The organism is Amycolatopsis echigonensis, from assembly GCF_002846615.1.
Taxonomy (GTDB): Bacteria; Actinomycetota; Actinomycetes; order Mycobacteriales; family Pseudonocardiaceae; genus Amycolatopsis; species Amycolatopsis echigonensis.
Genome location: NZ_PJMY01000003.1, coordinates 4,167,160 through 4,186,024, shown reverse-complemented (window position 1 = coordinate 4,186,024; position 18,865 = coordinate 4,167,160). Strand labels below are relative to the sequence as shown.

Annotated in this window: 17 protein-coding genes; 7 read left to right on the top strand and 10 right to left on the bottom strand. The window is 69.8% G+C overall.

Annotation, left to right across the window (positions count from 1 at the left end):
- Window positions 1-414 precede the first annotated feature (414 nt).
- Window positions 415-1,215, bottom strand: a complete 801-nt coding sequence (locus ATK30_RS25000) for a lysozyme family protein (RefSeq protein ID WP_101437657.1) — start codon at window positions 1,213-1,215, stop codon at window positions 415-417.
- 268 nt (window positions 1,216-1,483) lie between these two features.
- Here ATK30_RS25000 and efeU point away from each other — a divergent pair, with 268 nt between their 5' ends.
- The 5 genes from efeU (at window position 1,484) to ATK30_RS24975 (ending at window position 6,330) form a co-directional block, all read left to right on the top strand.
- Complete coding sequence (gene efeU, locus ATK30_RS24995) at window positions 1,484-2,335, top strand: iron uptake transporter permease EfeU (protein WP_101437656.1); 852 nt, start codon at window positions 1,484-1,486, stop codon at window positions 2,333-2,335.
- Window positions 2,336-2,337: 2 nt separating this feature from the next.
- Complete coding sequence (gene efeO / locus ATK30_RS24990; protein ID WP_167441996.1) at window positions 2,338-3,489, top strand: iron uptake system protein EfeO; 1,152 nt, start codon at window positions 2,338-2,340, stop codon at window positions 3,487-3,489.
- Window positions 3,486-4,745, top strand: a complete 1,260-nt coding sequence (efeB, locus tag ATK30_RS24985; RefSeq protein WP_101437654.1) for an iron uptake transporter deferrochelatase/peroxidase subunit — start codon at window positions 3,486-3,488, stop codon at window positions 4,743-4,745. The genes efeO and efeB overlap by 4 nt, the downstream gene beginning before the upstream one ends.
- 105 nt (window positions 4,746-4,850) lie before the next feature.
- Window positions 4,851-5,915 carry an LLM class flavin-dependent oxidoreductase gene (locus tag ATK30_RS24980; RefSeq protein WP_244194716.1) on the top strand — a complete coding sequence of 355 codons (1,065 nt, stop codon included), beginning with the start codon at window positions 4,851-4,853 and terminating at the stop codon, window positions 5,913-5,915.
- A gap of 4 nt (window positions 5,916-5,919) precedes the next feature.
- Window positions 5,920-6,330, top strand: a complete 411-nt coding sequence (locus tag ATK30_RS24975) for a PPOX class F420-dependent oxidoreductase (protein ID WP_101437653.1) — start codon at window positions 5,920-5,922, stop codon at window positions 6,328-6,330.
- 74 nt (window positions 6,331-6,404) lie between these two features.
- Here ATK30_RS24975 and ATK30_RS24970 read toward each other — a convergent pair whose 3' ends face one another.
- From ATK30_RS24970 to ATK30_RS24940, 7 genes are all read right to left on the bottom strand, one after another.
- Entirely contained in the window at window positions 6,405-6,968 is a 564-nt protein-coding gene (locus ATK30_RS24970) for a hypothetical protein (RefSeq protein ID WP_101437652.1), read from the bottom strand.
- Window positions 6,968-8,311, bottom strand: a complete 1,344-nt coding sequence (locus ATK30_RS24965) for a hypothetical protein (RefSeq protein WP_101437651.1) — start codon at window positions 8,309-8,311, stop codon at window positions 6,968-6,970. The genes ATK30_RS24970 and ATK30_RS24965 overlap by 1 nt, the downstream gene beginning before the upstream one ends.
- Window positions 8,311-9,114 (bottom strand): ABC transporter ATP-binding protein, encoded by an 804-nt coding sequence (locus ATK30_RS24960; protein WP_101437650.1) that lies wholly within the window; start codon window positions 9,112-9,114, stop codon window positions 8,311-8,313. Before ATK30_RS24960 ends, ATK30_RS24965 begins: the two co-directional genes overlap by 1 nt.
- Window positions 9,115-9,135: 21 nt before the next feature.
- A complete protein-coding gene (locus ATK30_RS24955; RefSeq protein WP_101437649.1) occupies window positions 9,136-9,924 on the bottom strand; it encodes a zf-HC2 domain-containing protein in 789 nt (262 codons plus the stop codon).
- A gap of 41 nt (window positions 9,925-9,965) precedes the next feature.
- Window positions 9,966-10,520 carry an RNA polymerase sigma factor gene (locus ATK30_RS24950; RefSeq protein WP_101437648.1) on the bottom strand — a complete coding sequence of 185 codons (555 nt, stop codon included), beginning with the start codon at window positions 10,518-10,520 and terminating at the stop codon, window positions 9,966-9,968.
- Between the two features lie 507 nt (window positions 10,521-11,027).
- On the bottom strand, window positions 11,028-11,942 hold the full coding sequence (locus ATK30_RS24945) for a nucleoside triphosphate pyrophosphohydrolase (RefSeq protein WP_101437647.1): 915 nt from the start codon (window positions 11,940-11,942) through the stop codon (window positions 11,028-11,030).
- Window positions 11,939-12,937 carry a hypothetical protein gene (locus ATK30_RS24940; RefSeq protein ID WP_312878500.1) on the bottom strand — a complete coding sequence of 333 codons (999 nt, stop codon included), beginning with the start codon at window positions 12,935-12,937 and terminating at the stop codon, window positions 11,939-11,941. The genes ATK30_RS24945 and ATK30_RS24940 overlap by 4 nt, the downstream gene beginning before the upstream one ends.
- Window positions 12,938-13,018: 81 nt before the next feature.
- Between ATK30_RS24940 and ATK30_RS24935 the strand changes: the two genes are divergently transcribed.
- Window positions 13,019-13,432 (top strand): hypothetical protein, encoded by a 414-nt coding sequence (locus ATK30_RS24935; RefSeq protein ID WP_101437645.1) that lies wholly within the window; start codon window positions 13,019-13,021, stop codon window positions 13,430-13,432.
- Between the two features lie 39 nt (window positions 13,433-13,471).
- On the opposite strand, the gene ATK30_RS24930 is transcribed toward ATK30_RS24935, so the two are convergent.
- On the bottom strand, window positions 13,472-14,275 hold the full coding sequence (locus ATK30_RS24930) for an NAD(P)H-binding protein (protein WP_101437644.1): 804 nt from the start codon (window positions 14,273-14,275) through the stop codon (window positions 13,472-13,474).
- 115 nt (window positions 14,276-14,390) lie between these two features.
- Here ATK30_RS24930 and ATK30_RS24925 point away from each other — a divergent pair, with 115 nt between their 5' ends.
- On the top strand, window positions 14,391-15,284 hold the full coding sequence (locus ATK30_RS24925) for a LysR family transcriptional regulator (RefSeq protein WP_101437643.1): 894 nt from the start codon (window positions 14,391-14,393) through the stop codon (window positions 15,282-15,284).
- A 6-nt stretch (window positions 15,285-15,290) separates the two neighbouring features.
- On the opposite strand, the gene mfd is transcribed toward ATK30_RS24925, so the two are convergent.
- Entirely contained in the window at window positions 15,291-18,851 is a 3,561-nt protein-coding gene (gene mfd, locus ATK30_RS24920) for a transcription-repair coupling factor (protein WP_101441049.1), read from the bottom strand.
- Between the last annotated feature and the right edge of the window lie 14 nt (window positions 18,852-18,865).

Genomic DNA, 18,865 nt, shown 5'->3' with positions numbered 1-18,865 from the left:
GCGCTGAGCAGCCACCGGCCAAACGGGTTCCAGCCCTGCATGCGAACGCAGCGCCGCCGACCGCTCGCCGAGCCAGCACAGTCACCAGGCCGACTCCCCCACCAACCCGGCCCAGGCCGGACGACCGAGGCGGTCACCAGCGGAACCCGCCCGCCGGGCAGGAGTGAGCTGCCACCGACCGGACCAGTCCCAATCGATGCGAGCGAACGCGGCAGCACCGATCGCACGCCGAGCCAGTCCCGAGGTCACGCCCCAGCCGGGCCCATGCCGTCACCAGAAATGGCCCACGTGCCGCGCCGACAACCGCTGATCAGACGAGTTCCAGCCGTTGGCCGAGCCGGTCAGGGAGCGCGATCAACCGTCCAGGCCGGGCCATCCCGCCGACCAGTCACTGATCACCCCAGCCAAGCTCGCTCAGGGCGCGACACTCGCCGCCGCGTAGGAGTCTGCTGCGGTGAAGACGTCCTGCACGTAGTTCACCGCTGGGTTGTAGACGAGCATCGCTTTCCACCAGCCCGCTGGGGTGCCCAGGTCGTCGTCGCCCGAGCAGAGGTAGCGGGCGGCGGTGAACGCTGCGTCGTCGAGGTTGCGGGGGTCCGCTGCTTTGCCGTCGCTGTCTGCTCGTTGGGCGTGTTTGTGCCAGGCGGACGGCATGATCCGCAGCGGGCCGATCCGGTGATCCGCAGTGCGGTCGCCGTCGAGTTTTCCCGCGTCGGTGTCTGGGCCTTCCGCTGGGCCCGGCTGCACCGGCATGGTGCCGTCCGGACCGGGTTTTTCCGTTCCGAAGGCCAGGTTCCCGATCGCCGCGAGCGTCGCCCACGACAGGTGGCACGACGGTTTCTGCCGTTGCATCCACATTTCCGCCCGCCCGTACGCGGCGAGCACTCGTGCGTCCAGCCTCGTCTTTCCTGCGACTCGGGTCGCCCACGCGTCCAGTTCCGCTTGGTCTGACACGAGCGGGCGGTCCGGCGGGGCGGCCAAGCCGACCTGCGGGGCTTCGGAGCCGGGTTGCGGGCGCGGTTCCGCTTTGGCTGAAACCGGCGGCGGGGCGGCCGCGGCGGGTGGGGCGGGCGGATTCGGGTTGTGGATCCCAATGGTCACCACCAGCACGACCCCGGTCAGCACCAGACCCAGCGCGAAAGCGATACGGCTCGGGTAGCGGCGCGGCGGACCCGCCGGCGACGGCGCAATGGTCGGCTGAGTGGTATCGGCCACTCGGACAGGTTACTGATGAACCCGCCCGGGGGACGCTGGACCGGGCGAATGGCAAGCGGATGGTTAACTCCGAGCCAAAGCCGCCCAGGTCACACAATTCGTTACGCGATCGGTCGGCGACGCTCTGACCTGCGGTTACCCTAACCTAACTCCCGTCAGAGCGGCGTTTTACCCGTTTTGCCGGGCCTGTTCAGCGAACTCCCCTCTGGACTTACAGGCAAGCCTTACCTAAAAACATCAGGTCAGGTAGTCGAAGGAGGGCCGAACAGTGGTGTTTTCGAGCGCGCTCATCGGGCTGCGCGAAGGTCTCGAAGCCGCGCTTGTGGTGAGCATCCTGGTCGCCTTCCTCGTCAAGACCGAGCGACGGCACGCACTGCGGTTCGTGTGGCCCGGGGTCGGCGCGGCCGTGCTGCTGTCGATCGGCGTCGGCGCGATCCTCACCTACAGCACCGCGCAGCTCAGTTTCGAGCATCAGGAACTGCTCGGCGGAAGCCTTTCCATCGTCGCGGTCGTGTTCGTCACCGCGATGATCTTCTGGATGCGCAAGGCTTCCCGGCACATCGCGGCCGAGTTGCGCGGCAAGATGGAGGACGCGCTCAAGGTCGGTCCGGCGGCGGTGCTCCTGCTGTCGTTCCTCGCGGTGGGCCGCGAAGGGCTCGAAACCGCCGTGTTCTTCTACTCGGCCGTGCAGACCGCGCAATCCGACACCCTGCAGCCGCTGATCGGGTTCGTGATCGGGATCGCCGCCGCGATCGTGCTCGCCTACCTGCTCTACCGCGGCGCGGTGCGGTTCAACCTGGCCAAGTTCTTCACGATCACCGGCGTGCTGCTGGTGTTCGTCGCCGCCGGTGTCCTCGGCTACGGCCTGCACGACCTGCAGGAAGCCGGCTTCATTCCCGGACTGACCACGCTCGCCTTCGACGCGTCGAGCGCCCTGCCGGAAACCTCCTGGTACGGCGCGTTGCTCAAGGGGATCTTCAACTATTCGCAGCAGACCACTGTGCTGCAAGCGATCGCATGGGTCGCCTACGTGGCGATCGTGCTGCCGCTGTTCCTCAAGCCTGCCCGCAAGAACAAGACCGAGACGGCTCCCGCCGCCCCGGCCGCCGCCAAGGAGTGACAGTGCCTCAGTTCCGCAAGACCTCGACGGCTGTGCTCACTGGCCTCAGCGCCCTCGTCGCGCTGACCGCCTGTGACAGCACGAATTCCGCGTCCGGTCCCTCCGGCGCGACCTCGGGCGGGCCGATCAAGGTCGAGGCGTCCGACACCGCCTGCAAGGTGTCCGCGACGACCGCGTCCGCGGGCAACCTGACCTTCGAAATCGCCAACAAGGGCAGCAAGGTCACCGAGTTCTACCTCTACGCCGAGGGCGACCGGATCATGGGCGAGGTCGAGAACATCGCGCCCGGACTGAACCGGCGGCTCATCGTCGAGGTCCCGGAGGCGGGCAAGTACCAGACCGCGTGCAAGCCGGGCATGACCGGCAACGGCATCCGCGGCGACTTCACGGTCACCGGCGGCGCGCCGGGCCAGAGCAACGCCAGCGCACAGAAAGCCGCTGCCACCAAGAGCTACGCGACCTACGTCGAGAACAACAGCTCGGCGCTGGAGGCCGAGACGGCCAAGTTCGTCGCCGCGGTGAAGGCCAACAAGGCTGCCGAGGCGAAGGCCGAGTACGCGCGCACTCGCGTGTTCTACGAGCGGATCGAACCGGTCGCGGAGAAGTTCGGCGACCTCGACCCGGCCATCGACGCGCGCGAGGCTGACGTCGAGCCGGGCCAGCAGTTCACCGGGTTCCACCGGCTGGAGAAGGACCTGTGGACCACCGGCCTCAAGCCGGACAGCCCGCAGATCGCGGACAAGCTGCTCACCGACGTGAAGTCGCTGGTCGCCAAGACCAAGACGCTGCAGTTGAGCGTGCTGGACCTGGCCAACGGCGCGAAGGGCCTGCTGGACGAGGTCGCGACGAAGAAGATCACCGGCGAGGAGGAGGCCTTCTCGCACACCGACCTGTGGGACTTCCAGGCCAACCTCGACGGTTCCAAGGGCGCGATCGCCGCGCTTCGGCCGGTCATCCAGGAGCGCGACGCGGCCCTGGTGTCCACTTTGGACAAAGAGTTCGCGAACGTGCAGGGGCTGCTGGACAAGACCCGTTCCGGCGACGGTTTCAAGTACTACAACGAGCTCTCCCAGGACCAGATCAAGGCGTTCGCCTCGGCGGTCGACGCGCTGAGCGAGCCGCTGAGCAAGGTCGCGGAGGTCGTGTCCAAGTGACCGAGGAGGGGACCCAGGTTTCCCGCCGGAAGCTGTTCGGGCTGGCCGGCGCGGGTGTCGCGCTGGCCGGCGCGGGCGCGGCGGCGGGGGTCGGCATCGACCGGCTCGGCGGCGGCACTCCCGCGTCGGCCGCGGTGTCCACTGTGGACTTCCATGGCGAGCACCAGGCCGGGATCGTCACGCCGACGCAGCAGAACCTGCACTTCGCCGCGCTCGACGTGATCACGAAGGACGCCACGAAGCTCCGCGACCTGCTGCGCACCTGGACGGCCGCGGCGCGGCGGATGACCGCGGGCCAGGACGTCGGCCCGAACGGCGCGCTCGGCGGCTCCTCGCAGGCCCCGCCGGACGACACCGGCGAGGCGCTCGACCTGCCCCCCTCCGACCTCACCCTGACCATCGGCTTCGGCCCCTCGCTCTTCGACGACCGGTTCGGCCTCGCCGCGAAACGCCCGCCGCAGCTGATCGACCTTCCGGCGTTTCCGAAGGACAAACTCGACCCGGCCCGCAGCGGCGGCGACCTGTGCATCCAGGCCTGCGCGAACGATCCGCAGGTGGCGGTGCACGCGGTGCGCAACCTGGTGCGGCTGGGCTTCGGCGTCACCGAGGTACGCTGGTCGCAGCTCGGGTTCGGGCGGAGCTCGTCGACCTCGCGCTCGCAGCAGACGCCGCGCAACCTGTTCGGTTTCAAGGACGGCACCAACAACATCAAGGCCGAGGACACCGACGTGCTCCGCGACCAGGTGTGGGCGCAGGCCGGCGACGGACAGGCGTGGATGGCCGGCGGCACGTACCTGGTGGCGCGCCGGATCCGGATGCACATCGAAACCTGGGACCGCGAAACGCTTGCCGGACAGGAACAGATTGTCGGGCGCACCAAGGGAACCGGCGCGCCGCTCGGGCAGACCGGCGAGTTCGACCAGGTCGATCTGCAGGTCGGCGGCGAGGGCGGAACCCCGCTGATCGCCGAGGACGCACACATCCGGCTGGCCTCGCGCCAGACGCGCAAGGGCGTGCAGATCCTGCGCCGCGGCTACAACTTCGTCGACGGCTCCGACGGTGTCGGCCACCTCGAGGCGGGGCTGTTCTTCCTGGCGTTCAACCGGGACACCCGCACGCAATACGTCCCGATGCAGCAGGTGCTGTCCTCGAAGGACGCGATGATGGAGTACCTGCAGCACACCGGTTCCGCGCACTTCGCGATTCCGCCGGGCCTCACGCCGACCAGCAACTGGGGTGACGGGCTCTTCACCTGACCAGTACAAACCTCCCCGCCCCGCCACTGCGTGGGACCGGTTGCCGGTGCCCTCCGGGCCAGCGACGGTGACCGCGTTCATCCGCGCGAGGTGAGGAGTTCGGTCGTGGTCGCTGTGGCACAGCCGCGGTTCGGGGTATGGGCGGTCGTCTACGGGTCGTGGGGCCCGTTCGATCATCCGGACGATCCGGTGAACGCCAGCTGGGAGCGCAACCGGCGGCTGATCGTCGAGGCCGACCGGCTCGGCTTCGATTCGACGCTCATCGCGCAGCACGTGGTGAACCCGTTCGGCGACGAACTGGACCAGCTGGAGACGTGGACGTCCGCGGCGGCGCTCGCCGCGCTCACCGAGCGGATCGAGATCATCGCGGCGATCAAGCCGTATCTGGTGCACCCGGTGGTGCTGGCGAAGCAGGCGCTGCAGATCCAGGAGATCAGCGGCGGCCGGTTCGGGCTGAACCTGGTCAACGCCTGGTACAAACCGGAACTGGAGCGGGCGGGCATTCCGTTCGCCGAGCACGACGAACGGTACGAGTACGGCCGCGAATGGATCAGCGTCGTGCGCGGGCTGCTGGCCGGCGAGCGGGTTTCGTTCGAGGGCAGGCATTTCCAGGTCGACGGATACCAGCTGCGGCCCGCCGGTTCGGCGCCGACCGTGTACGTCGGCGGCGAGTCGGACCCGGCGCGAGCGCTGGTCGCGGACAAGGCCGACGTGTGGTTCATCAACGGACAGCCGAAGGAGAATGTCGCCGGGCTGATCGCGGACGTCGCCGCCCGCCCGCGCGTCGGCGCGCCGGTCCGTTTTGGACTGTCCGCGTTCGTGGTCGCCCGCGACACCGACGCCGAGGCGGAAGCGGAACTGGCGGCGCTGTGGGAACTGGCCGAGGCGGGCAAGGCACGGTGGGAGGCACTGGTCGCGGACGCCGATCCGAAAGCCGTGATGTTCCAGACGTTCGCGAAGTACCCGCACATCGGCACGAACGGCGGCACCGCGGCCGGCCTGGTCGGCAGCTACGACACCGTCGCCCAGCGGATCCGCGAGTGGGCCGACCTGGGAATCGAGACGTTTATGCTGCAATTTCAGCCCTTCGAAGCGGAGATGCGACGGTTCGCCGAGCACGTGATCCCCCGCGTGCGCTTGACTTCAAGCAAACTTGAACTTGCACGGTAGGTGCATGTTCACCGAAGCGGAACTCAGCTACCTCGCCGACCAGCCTCTCGCCCGGGTGGCCACCCAGCAACCGAACGGCACCTTGCAGGTCAGCCCGGTCGCGTTCAGCTGGAACCCGGAGACACAGACCATCGACGTGACCGGATACAACCTGACCAAAAGCCGGAAATACCGCAATGTCGAGGCCAACGGCCGCGTCGCCATCGTGATCGACGACCAGCCGTCGACGAAACCGATGCGCATCCGCTGCCTGGAGATCCGGGGCCGGGCGGAAGCCGTGCCGGACGCCTTCGAACCGGACGGTCACCTCGACGGCGCGGTCATCCGCATCTACCCGCAACGCATCATCAGCATGGGCATCGACGACCCCGACCGCGAACCGCTGGAGGTGAAGCCGAACAACCGGAACGTCTGAAGCCGCGCCGGTCCGCAGTCCCGCCCCTGCCCGGGGGAGGGACGGGACTGCACCCGGCTTGCCGATCGGCCGGTTCACCGTCGAGCACCCGCCAGCGTGTACGCCGCCGTTCCCGCCACGAACAGGAGTCCGGCCGTCCACCACGCCGCGGCGGAGTCCGCGGTCGCCATCGGCCAGGCCACCACGTCGTAGACCTGGCTGGCGGCACTCGGGACGAACACCGCCGTCATGGCCCAGCCCAAGGGAAGCGTCCAGCCGAACTGGCCGCCGAACAGCGTGGCCGCCAGACCGGTCAAGCCGAGCAGCCCTGCCGCGTTGCGGAAAATCCAGCCAGCCTGCATCGGGAGTTCGGCAAGGCCTTGTGCCGCGAGCATTACTCCGCCGGCCACCGCACCGATCAGCAAGAGGTGCGCTAGACGCCGGGGCGGCCAGCGGAAGGAGGCTGTGCGATCGAGGTCGATGTCCTGTCCGCTGAGTCCCACCCCTGCCACTGCTATCGCGCCGCCGAGGGTGATGGTCGCGAAGAACGTCGACCAGTTGTCACCCAGCAGCGGCGGCAACGCGAGGGCGCAGAGCACCACCGCCGCCAGTGACACCGCGAGGTGGCGCGAACGCACGTACAGCGCTGTCCACCGCATTAGCGCGCACCCTCCAGGAGAATCTTCAACGGGTCGCCTGTGCAGGTCAGCTCCGCCTGCCGAGCCGCGGCGATCCGGATGGTCTGTTCCGCCTCCGGCGCTGCTTTCAAGGCTGCCCACGCTGAGTCTGTCCGAGGCCGCAGCGGAGGTTGCCGCTGCGGCGACGGCGCGGTGTACGAGCCGAGCAACCACCGCGCCATGACCCAGCGCGCGGCGTCCTCGCGGTCGTTCTTCTCTCCGCCGTAGGACAAGGCGTGGCAGGGCAATGTTCCGGCCCCGCTCAGCATGGCCATGGCGAGGCCGGGCCCGCTCTTGTCCCGCAGCGCGTAGTCGTCCTGCTGTATCAGCAGGCGTGAAGGATCCCGCGGGCCGACTCTGGTGGTCCGGTACGGTTCTGCCGACTCCTCGACCCGAGTCGGATGCTGCGGCAGCTTCTCCAGTCGCCGCAAGGCTTCCTTGCCTGGACCGGCCACAGTGGACAACCAGTCCTCGTGCAATCGCGTGACGCACACCGGACCGTCGCAGACGAGAGCGGCGGCCGTCTTGTCCGGAGCGTAGTTGTCCTCCGGCGACGCGGGGAAGAGCGGCAACGCCACTGCCAGCCCGGCCGCCACCGGGAGCAGCGCGAGCACCTTGGTCCGCGCCGAACTGGCCAGCAGCAACAGAATTCCGGCCGCAGCGAGCCCGAGCACCCAGCTCAACTGCCCGATCTCCACCGCGGTCCTGGGCTGGTCGAATGGACCGCGCGGCTGCACTTGCCCGATCCCCAGCAGGACCACCGCGTTCGGCGCCGCTCGGTTCGTGCCCGACACCTGCGCGAAGAGCCCGCCCGCCAGTGCGAGCACGGCGAGCACCGGAGCGGTGATCGGATACGGCAGCAGCCGTCCCAGGCCCAGGCCCAGTGCCACGCCGGCAAGCACGGACAGCACGCCGAGCACCAGTTGCATCATCCACGCCGTGGTGAACAGCCCGCCCTTCGCCACGACCTGTCCAACCCCGGCGGCGACGAGCACGAGATAGCCCGCGACCGCGGTGAGCCCGAGGGCGAGGCCGAGCGTTCTGGCTCGCTGCCCGGCAGGCCGGGGCGTGGAACTGAACAGTTCGCCGACCCCGGCGCGGACGTCCCGCATGCCCTGGATCGCCGCGGCTCCGACGATGATCGGCCACAGCAGCACCAGCAGGTAGCGCGGCCACCGCACCGCGGTCAGCCACGTCGCGTTCCAGGCCCCGGAATCGTAGTTCCACGGTCCGCGCGACAACAGCAGGCCAAGGCTCACCGCCAGCATCGCGACCGGAACCCAGGGAGCGACGGTGCGCCGGACTTCGATCCGGAACGCGCTCATCACCAGGCTCCCTTCCCCTGCGCGTGGCCGAGCAGCGCCGAATAGCCGCGCTCGATCGGGCTGTCGCCGACGTCCGCCTCGCTGCCCGCCGCGGCCAGATCGGCAGGCGTGCCTTGGAAAACCAGCTTTCCGGCGGCGAACAGGACGACGTCCGAGCACGCCGCCGCGACGTCCTCGACGAGGTGAGTGGACACGACGACGCACGCGTCCCGGCCGATTTCCTGCAGCAGCTCCCGGAAGCGCAGCCGCTGCGCCGGATCGAGTCCGGCGGTGGGTTCGTCGAGCAGCAGGAGCACCGGGTCGTTCACGATCGCCTGCGCGATGCCGACCCGGCGGATCATGCCGCCGGACAGCGCCTTCATCTTGGCCTCGGCGCGTTCGGCGAGACCGACCCGCTCGATCGCGCGCTGCACCGCGCCCGGCACCTCACGTTTGGGCATTTCCTTGAGCCACGCCAGGTATTCGACGAACTCGCGCACGGTGAACCGCTTGTAGTATCCGAAGGTTTGCGGCAGATAGCCGATCCGGCGGCGCAGGCCGCGCTGGTCGAAGCGCCCCCCGATCGGCTCTCCGAGCAGCGTCAGCTCGCCTTCCGTCGGCCGCAGCACCGTCGCCAGCGTGCGGATCAAGGTGGTCTTGCCCGCGCCGTTCGGCCCGAGCAGCCCGTGCACCCCCGTGCCGAGCGCGAGGTCGAGGCCGTCGACCGCCATCTTCTTGCGGCCGACCCGTACTTTCAGTGCCTGGGCTTGGATTTCCCAGGCATAGGTCGCCGGAGCGACCTCGGCGGCTTCCACAGCCCGCATCGGTGTCCCCTCTCGTTTCCGTCAGTGATGCGCAGCAAGCTGCGTGAAGGTGTTCCGGCGAAGCACAACGAACACGCTCGCGACGACGACAGCCGCCAGCCAGCCCGGCCAGGCGACGTCCTCCAGCAGGACCGAGCCCCCGAACGCGACGCTCGGCACCACCAGCGCGCCGAGCCACAGGCCGACCAGGATCGACGCCGCCCAGGCGACGCCGATGAACGTGCCGAGCGCGAGGGTCCCGGTGGTGAACGCGAGACTCGGCAGCAGCCCGAATCCCATCCGCGCGCCGACCAGCCAGCCGGCGGCGAGGAGCACCGCCAGCACCGGCACCACGACCGCTGTGGTCCGGCGCAGGATCAGCTCCAGCCCGGCGCGCGGGGTGGCCGCGGTGAGTTCGTACGACGGATCCAGCCCGCGGGTCCACGCCGCCGCCACTCCGAAGACCGGCAGCACCGGGGAAAGCAGCTGCACGAGCGACAGCCCCTCCCGGAGCGACCGGTCGAGGTAGACCGACAGCGCGCCGACCACGAGGACCATCAGCAGCCACGGCACCATCACCGGGGTCGCCCAGCAATGCAGCCACGCCGCGACCCGGCGCGGCCTCGGCTGCGGTGCTTCGGCGAGGTTCGGCTCCAGCCCGGCCCACACCGTGTCGAGCAGCCCGGTCACCTCGGCGGTGGACGCGCCGGCGAGCCGCGCCCGGCATTGCGCGCACTTCTCCAGGTGCCCTTCGATCGCCCATGCCTCGTCCCCCGGCAGTTCGCGACCGGCGACGTAGCCGGCGAGCATCCGGTCGGATACGTGGTTCATGGCTTGACCTCCTTCAGACAGTCCTGGTTTCTCGGCGGCGTTCACGACAACGCCTCCCGCATCGCGATCCGGGCGCGACGGGCCCGGGTTTTGACCGTGCCCTCCGGCAGACCCAGCAGGATCGCTGTCTCCCGCACCGACAATCCGTCGAGCACCATGGCTTGCAGGACCTCGCGCAGCTCCGGCGCGAGACTGCGCAAGGCGTCGCCCACCGAATCGCCGACCGTGCCCGCCAGCGCCTCCTCCTCCGCGGCGGGCGCGGACAGCGACTCGTGCACTCCGGGCGGCGGATTCGCGTGATGCGCACGCCGCCGATACGCGTCGATGAGCCGCCGCACCGCGATCGTCCACACCCAGCCCACGGCGGAGCCGCCGGCGACGACGCCCGCGAACGAACCCGCGGCGCGCCACACGGCGAGATAAGTCTCCTGCATCACCTCCGCGACGATCTGGTCATCGGAGCAGCGGCGACGCAGGCGTATCGCGAGCCACGGCGACGTACGGCGGTAGAGCTCTTCGAACGCCGCACGGTCACCGCGGGCGGTGCGCCGGAGGAGGCGTTCCTCGTCCGGCTCCCTGGGTGGCTTGTGCTTCACACCCGGCAAGACGCCACCTCCGCGCTTCCGGTTCTCTAAAATGAGTGATCTGGATCACACATTCGGGAGCCGGGGCGGGACGGCTGCCGGGAGCAATCGTGCCCGGGGTCTGGCGGGGGTGGTGGCGGATGGAGCAGGTCTCCGTCGTTCGAGTGAGGCGGCCGACCTGCGGAGGCTAGGGCGCCCAGAGACGCGACAGCGATCCGCATCTGGGCACGGGAAAGTGGCCAGCGAACCACAGTGGAGGCGGCGAGTGTGCGGCTGGGGCGGGAAGCGCGAGGCCTCAGGCGAAGCCCTGGTGCGCGCGAAACGCGAGCGACATACAGCGCTCGGCAGGGGTTCGTGAGTATCTATGCCGGTTCTAACCGGCATGAACACTCACGAGAACCAGGGGTGTCCGACAAAGAAGAGACCTGCGGATTACGGGCAGCGAGCGCGTCAGGGCCAGAGTGAAGAACCCGTCAGCCACGCACGCCACGGAAACCGAAGCAGGGCACCAAACCCGACTCAAGCCGAAGGCCAGAACTTCCGCCAGCCCTCAGCCTCCAGCGTCGACGGCTCGACCCCGGCGTTCCGGGCGGCCGTCTCCGCCGCGCGGATGTCGCGGGCGAATTGCTTCGCCACCGCCCGCAGTTCGCCCTCCGGGTCCAGTCCGCCCCGGCGGGCGATGGCCGCTGTTCGGAAGAGCTGGGCGGGGGCCGAGGAGTCCTGGGGGAACAGGTCCAGCGGGATCCCGGCCCGGCCGCTGCGCTGGCCCAGTTTTCCGGCCAGGGCGACCGCGGGCTGGCCGAGCGCGACGCCGTCCACAATGGACTTGCGTTGCTTCTCGGCCTGCTTCAGCTCTTCCCACTTCAGTTCCTGGTGCTCGGCCGACGCGATGCGGGCCGCGTCGGCGAAGACGTTGGGGTGGCGGCCGACCAGTTTGTCCACCAGGTCGCGGGCCACGTCGTCGATGGTGAAGGGGGCCCGGCCGTGTTCGGCGGCTACGCGGGCATGGAACAGGACCTGCAGGAGGACGTCGCCCAGTTCCTCGCGCAGGGCCGCCCGGTCGTTGTCCTCGATGGCTTCCAGCAGTTCGTACGTTTCCTCGACCAGGTATTGCCGCAGGGATTCGTGCGTCTGCCGGGCATCCCACGGGCAGCCGCCAGGCGAGCGCAGGCGGTCCATGACCTCGACCGCTTCGACGAGCGGGGGCACGGAGGTCTCGATCAGCTGAGCGCCGGCGGCGAGCATCGCGGCTGCGGTCGGCTCGGTGCGGGACGCGGCGAGCAGCACGATGTCCTCGGAGGACTCGCCTACCGGCGGCACACCGAACTGCGCGGAGTCGACGTCGCTCGCGGCGTATACGGCGCTAGTGCGAAGCAGAGGCAGGGCGGCCGCGGGCAGGGTCCCTCCCCGGACCAGGACTACGGTGCCGGTCACTGCTTCGCCGGAGCACCGCCGTGCAGCGGCACGGCCACGCCCGTGACCTCGGCCGCGCTGGGAGCGAGGTTCATGCCGACCGGGTCCCACACGCCGTAGCGCGGGTTGATTTTGAAGTCCACGTCGCCAACATACGGCTGGAGCATCCGCACGCCGATCGCACCCAGCTGAGCCGCGGTCGGCTGCTGGACCTGGTCGGTGGCGACCTTCGCGTCGGTTGTCCGCTTCCGCACCACGGCGGTGACCCACCAGGTGGGCGCGCTCGCCGGGTTCGGCTGGAACGCGATGACGGTGTTCGCGGGCACGCCGAACAGCACGGTCGCGGCGTCCTGCGGCGACGACAACGCGGGAGCCTGCTGGCCGACGTTGCCCTGCGCGCCGCTCTGGATGTCGGCCTGGATCTTGCCCGGGTTGCTCGCGTACTCCTCGGCCTTGGCGATGGCCTGGCTGCGCGCGGCCTTCGGGTCGATCGACGGGGCCTGGCTCTCCGAGGTCGGCGCGCCGATGCTGGTGTAGTCGAAGTTCACCGACAGCGTCGGCAGGTACTTCAGCGCGATCCGCTGCTGCAGGTACTGATCGCTGATGGCCTCGCGATGGTCGCGGAGCCGCCAGACAAGCTGGGTGACGGCCGCGGACTGGTCCTGCGTGACGGCCTCGGGCACCGGCGACGCGAGCGGATCTTGTTGCATGGCCTCGCTGACGGTGGCCTCGTCGACGGAAATGCCTTCCTTCTGCGCGGCCTTCACGACGACCTCGTGCAGCAGCGTCTGCCGGACGATCTCGCGCCCGACGAGGTCGAGCTGGTGCCGCGACGCGAGCTGCCGCGCGTACGGCTGCTCCTGCACGGCGCGGTCGAGCAGCGCCTGAACCTGGTCAATGGTGGTGACCTGACCGTCGACGACCGCGGCGGTGCCCACCTGACTAGGCCCGGTACCGCATCCGGCAAGGAGGAGAGCTCCGGCGAGAACGGCGCCCAGCGCACGGCGGCGCCCCATGATCCGCATCACAGGCCCTACCCTCTCACATGCCCTCGAAACGCAACACCATCGAGGCATCCAGGGGGCTATTGTCGACATATGGACTCTTGGTTGTCGATCGAAGTCCTCGACGGGGCCTTCGCGGCGAGCGCGTGGCAGCGTGCTCACGGCGACCGTCTGACCGAGGCCGCGCTGACCAACGGCGCCGAGCAGTGGACGTGGCACGTGCACCGCTGGGGCGTGACGCTGGAGATCGAGTTTTCCTCGGAGGAGAAACGAGATCGCTTCCGGAGCCTGCCCGCTGTGACGGCCGCTCTCGACGCGGTCCCGGATCCGGAGCGCGGCTTGCTCGTCTACCCGGGCCGCGGCGGCGGTTCGGGAGCCCGGGTACCGCGACGTCCCCGGCCGTTGCCGATGTCCGGTTGCGGGGCCCTGCCGACGCCGCAGGAGGACGTGGCGTTGCGGTTGGCCACCGCGGAACCGCCGGGTTTCGAGGTCTGCACGGCGGGCTGAACAGCTTTTATTTCGAGGTAACCGCGCCGGGATCCGTTACTACTGGAACGCGGCGACATACTCCATTGCCCACTGGCGGAAAGTGCGGCCAGGACGACCGGTGATCCGTTCGACGCTCCGGGCGCGTTCGCCGGGCAAGTGCGCCCAATAGTCCACGATCGCCTCGGCCAACGGCGCGGGAACGTGCCCGCGCAACTGCTGGACTGCCTGGTCCCGGCTCGGTTCGCGCAGTTCGATTTCCCGGCCGAGCACTTCCGCCAAGATCCTTGCCTGGTCGCGGAAACTGAGTACCTCCGGCCCGCCCAAGCTGAGCGTCTCGCCGTCCAGTTCGCCGGTGGACAACGCCAGTTCGGCGACGTCGGCGATGTCCTCGGGGTGGATGACGTCGAGCCGGGCGTCCGGGTACGCCTGCTCGACCGGCTGGCCGGTGCGGACGGATTCGGCCCAGCCCAAGGTCATCGTGGCGAAGCCGCCAGGGCGCAGCACGGTCGCGGTCAATGGTGCCGAGAGGAGCGCCCGTTCCACCAGAAAGTGGTGCTGGGCCAACGCGTTGTGTTCGGCATCGGGCAGGGTCACCGAGTCCGAGGAGAGCAGCACGACTCGCCGCACTCCGGCGGAGACCGCGGCGTCCAGCAGGTCCTCGATACCGGTCGGCTCGGCGTAGAGGAACATGCCGGTAACCCCCGCCAGCGCTGGAGCGAACGTCGACGGATTGGCGAGGTCCAGCTGGACGGCCGGCAAATCGAGCCGGTCCGGGGCTCGGCTGGCGGCTCGGACGTCGGGCAAGCGGCGAAGGAGGCTCGCCCCGATGCCGCCACGAGCGCCGGTGATCAAGATCGTCAAGGGGTGCCTCCGGAGGGGAATTCGTCTCTACGACCCCCACCTTTCCGCGACCCCACTGATCGAGTCCAACAAAGATTACTAGTCACATTGATCGATCAGTGCTATTAATCCGGTCATGGAGTTGCGGAAGCTGGAGTGCTTCGTCGCGGTCGCCGAGGAAGCGAGCTTCACCCGCGCCGCGACTCGACTGCACCTCGTACAGGCCACGGTGTCGGCGACGATCGCTTCCCTGGAACGGGAACTGGACGCGCCGCTGTTGCTGCGCACGACCAGGCGGGTCAGCCTCACTGACGCTGGGCTCGCGCTTCTGCCGAAAGCGCGGGCAGCGCTCGACGCCGCACGCGATGCCCGCGACACCGTGCACGCTGTCCGCGGCGGGCTGCGCGGGACGCTGCGCATCGGGACCATGAGTTGCCTGGGGCTGATCGATTTGCCCGCGCTGCTGGGCGGCTTTCACCGCGAGCACCCCCGCGTGTCGGTTCAGCTCGCGACCGCGTCATCCGAAGGCGGATCGCCCGGGCTGGTCGCGGAGGTAGCTGCCGGACGGCTCGATCTCGCCTTCGTCTCGCTTCCCGGACACGCGCCGGCCACCGTGCGCCTGCGGACGCTGACGGCCACTCCCCTGGATCTCGTGGTTCCCCGCGATCATCCGCTCGCCCGCCGAAAAGACCTAACGCTGGCGGACCTGGCCGACGAACCCTTCATCGATTTCCCGCCCGGCTACGGAAATCGCGCCGTGACCGATCGCGCGTTCGCCGCCGCCGGGGTACGGCGGCAGCTCGCCATCGAGATCACCGACCTCGCCGCGGGCACCGATTTCGTCCGGCAGCGCCTTGGCGTGGCCCTGTTGCCCCGGGCGATCCTTCCGCAAGACGACGACCTCGCCGTGCTGCCGATTGCCGACGCCGACCTCGACTGGCCGATTTCCCTGGCGACCCCAGCGGGACGTACCGCAGGGGCCGCCGCCAAGGCGTTCGCCGACCTAGTGGTGCAGCACCTCTCGGAATAACGCCGCTCACACCGCCGCCGGGGTTTTTGTCAGCTGTGCCAACAGCTTCGTGCACCAGTCGAGCAGTTCCTGGTCCCGCAGCACCGGCGCGCCCATCCGGCCGCCCGCCGGGCCTTCGGTCGGCTTCGGCACCGACACCGTGTTGGTGACCGCCTTGTACAACGCCTTGGGGTACAAGCGTTTCAGCCGCACCAGCTGCGAGTCCATCAACGGCAGCGGCGCGAACCGGATCGTGTTGCCCTGCACCGCGACCTCGGTGACGCCGGCGGCGCGGCAGGCGTGCCGGAACGCCGCGACCGCGAGCAGCCGGGTGACCGGGGCGGGCGGCTGGCCGTAGCGGTCGACCAGTTCCTCGCGCACCGCGTCGAGCGCCGCGGTGTCCGGGGCCGACGCGATCTTGCGGTACGCCTCCAGCCGCAGCCGTTCGCCGGGGACGTAGTCGTGCGGGATGTGCGCGTCCACCGGCAGGTCGACGCGGACTTCGGCCAGTTCCTCGTCCTCCGCCGGCTCCGCGCCCGCGTGCCGCCGGAACGCCTCGACCGCTTCGCCGACGAGCCGGACGTACAGGTCGAACCCGACGCCCGCGATGTGCCCGGACTGTTCCGCGCCGAGGATGTTGCCCGCGCCGCGGATTTCCAGGTCCTTCATCGCGACCGCCATGCCCGCGCCGAGTTCGGTGTTCTGCGCGATGGTGGCGAGCCGGTCGTGCGCGGTCTCGGTGAGCGGCGCTTCCGGCGGGTACAGGAAGTACGCGTAGCCGCGCTCGCGACCACGCCCGACCCGGCCGCGCAGCTGGTGCAGCTGGGCGAGGCCGAGCATGTCGCCGCGTTCCACGATCAGCGTGTTGGCGTTGGAGATGTCCAGGCCGGTCTCGACGATCGTGGTGCAGACGAGGACGTCGTACTCGTTCTCCCAGAAGCCCTGGATGATCTTTTCGAGCTTGTCCTCGTTCATCTGCCCGTGCGCGGTGACGACGCGCGCCTCCGGCACCAGCTCGCGGATCCGTTTCGCCGCCTTCTCGATCGACGACACCCGGTTGTGCACGTAGAACACCTGACCGTCGCGCAGCAGCTCGCGCCGGATCGCGGCGCCGACCTGCTTGTCGTCGTACGCGCCGACGTAGGTGAGGATCGGGTGCCGGTCTTCCGGCGGGGTGAGAATGGTCGACATCTCGCGGATGCCCGCCAGCGACATCTCCAGCGTGCGCGGGATCGGCGTCGCCGACATGGTGAGCACGTCGACGTGCGTGCGCAGCGCCTTGATGTGTTCCTTGTGCTCCACGCCGAACCGCTGTTCCTCGTCGACGATCACGAGGCCGAGGTCCTTGTAGCGGATGCCGGTCTGCAGCAGCCGGTGCGTGCCGATGACGATGTCGACCTCGCCGTCGGCGAGCTGTTCCAGGATCTGGTCCGATTCGGCCTTGTGCGTGAACCGGGAAAGGCCCTTGATGGTGACCGGGAACGACCGCATGCGCTCGGTGAACGTGTTCAGGTGCTGCTGCGCGAGCAGCGTGGTCGGCACGAGCACGGCCACCTGTTTGCCGTCCTGCACCGCCTTGAACGCCGCGCGCACCGCGATCTCGGTCTTGCCGTAGCCGACGTCGCCGCAGATCACCCGGTCCATCGGGACGCCGCGCTCCATGTCCGACTTGACCTCGTCGATGGCCGCGAGCTGGTCATTGGTCTCGGTGAACGGGAATGCGTCTTCGAGCTCGGACTGCCACGGCGTGTCCGGGCCGAACGCGTGGCCGGGCGCGGCCTGCCGGGCGGCGTAGAGCTGCACCAGCTCGGCCGCGATCTCCTTGACCGCCTTTTTGGCGCGCGCCTTGGTGTTCTTCCAATCCGAGCCGCCGAGCCGGTTGAGCGTGGGCAGCTCGCCGCCGACGTAGCGGGACACCTCGTCGAGCTGGTCGGTGGGCACGAACAGCCGGTCGCCGGGCTGGCCCCGTTTGGACGACGCGTACTCCAGCAGCAGGTACTCGCGGGTCGCGCCGGCGACCGTGCGCTGCACCATTTCCACGAACCGGCCGATGCCGTGCTGGTCGTGCACCACGTAGTCGCCCGCCTTGAGCGCCAGCGGGTCGACCGCGCCGCGGCGGCGCGACGGCATCTTCGTGTTCAAGTCCTTTGTGGACGTTCCGGCGGCGGCGCCGCGGCCGGTCAGGTCCGCCTCGGACAGCACCACGAGCGCGCGCTCCGGCGAGACGAAGCCCTCCGCGAGCCCGCCGCAGGTGACCGTGACGACGCCGGCCGGCGGCACGTCGGCGAGCGCCTCGACGTGCTTCGCCGGGACCTCGGCCGCCATCAGCTGCTCCACCGCGCGGCTGGCGGTGCCCTGTCCGGCGACGACGAGCACGCCGGTGCCGCCGGACGCGAGGTGCGCGCGCAGGTCGGTCATCGCGCGTTCCAGCTCGCCCCGGTAGGCGGGCGCGGGCTCGATGCCGACGCGGTAGACGTCCGGGTCTTCGCTGGTCAGCTGCGTGAGCGTCCACCACGGGCGCTTCGTCTCCTGCGCGTGCGACGCGATCTCGGACAGATCGCGATACGCCGACGCGCCGAGGTCGATCGGGGCCTGCCCGCCCGCCGCGGCGGTGGTCCAGGAGGCTTCGAGGAACTCCTGCCCGGTGCGGACGAGGTCGGCCGCGCGGGCGCGGATCTTCTCCGGGTCGGCCAGCAGCACGTGGCTGCCCGCCGGCATCGCGTCGGTGAGCAGGGCCAGCTCACCCTCGCAGAGCACCGGGATGAGCGCCTCCATGCCCTCGACCGGGACGCCGCCGGACAGCTTGGTGAGCATTTCGGCCAGGTGCGCGTCGGCCTCGTACGTGGTGGCCAGCTCGGCCGCGCGCGCCTTGACGTCCGGCGTGAGCAGCAGCTCGCGGCACGGCGGCGCGGTGACCCGCTGGATCTCTCCGGGCAGCGACCGCTGGTCGGACACCGCGAACGCGCGGATCTCGCTGACCTCGTCGCCCCAGAACTCGACGCGGACCGGATGCTGCGCGGTGGGTCCGAACAGGTCGAGGATGCCGCCGCGGACCGCGAACTCGCCGCGCTTCTCGACCATGTCCACGCGCGTGTAAGCCAGCTCGACAAGCCGTTCGAGCAGGCCCTCAAAGCTCTGCTCCTCGCCGACGACCAGGTCGATCGGCGCGAGCGAGCCGAGGCCGGGAGCCATCGGCTGGATGAGGCTGCGCACGGTCGCGACCACGACCCGCAGCTCGTCGTCGCCGGTGTGCAGCCGGTGCAGCACTTCGAGCCGCCGCCCGACGGTGTCCGCGCGCGGCGAAAGGCGCTCGTGCGGCAGCGTCTCCCAGGACGGGAAGTCGGCCACGCGGCCGGGGCCCAGCAGCGCGCTGAGCGAGGCGGTCAGCTCGTCGGCTTCGCGCCCGGTGGCGGTGACGGCCAGCACCGGGCGGCCCGCGCCGCCGCGCTCGGGGTCTTCGGCCAGCGCGGCGGCCACGAGCTGTCGCACGGCGACAGCGCCTTGCAGTTCGAGCAGCGGAGCCCCGGCGCGCTCGACAACGCCGCGCAGCGCCGGGTCGGGAAGGATGGCTTGGAGGAGTCCGGACAGTACAGCGTCGGTCA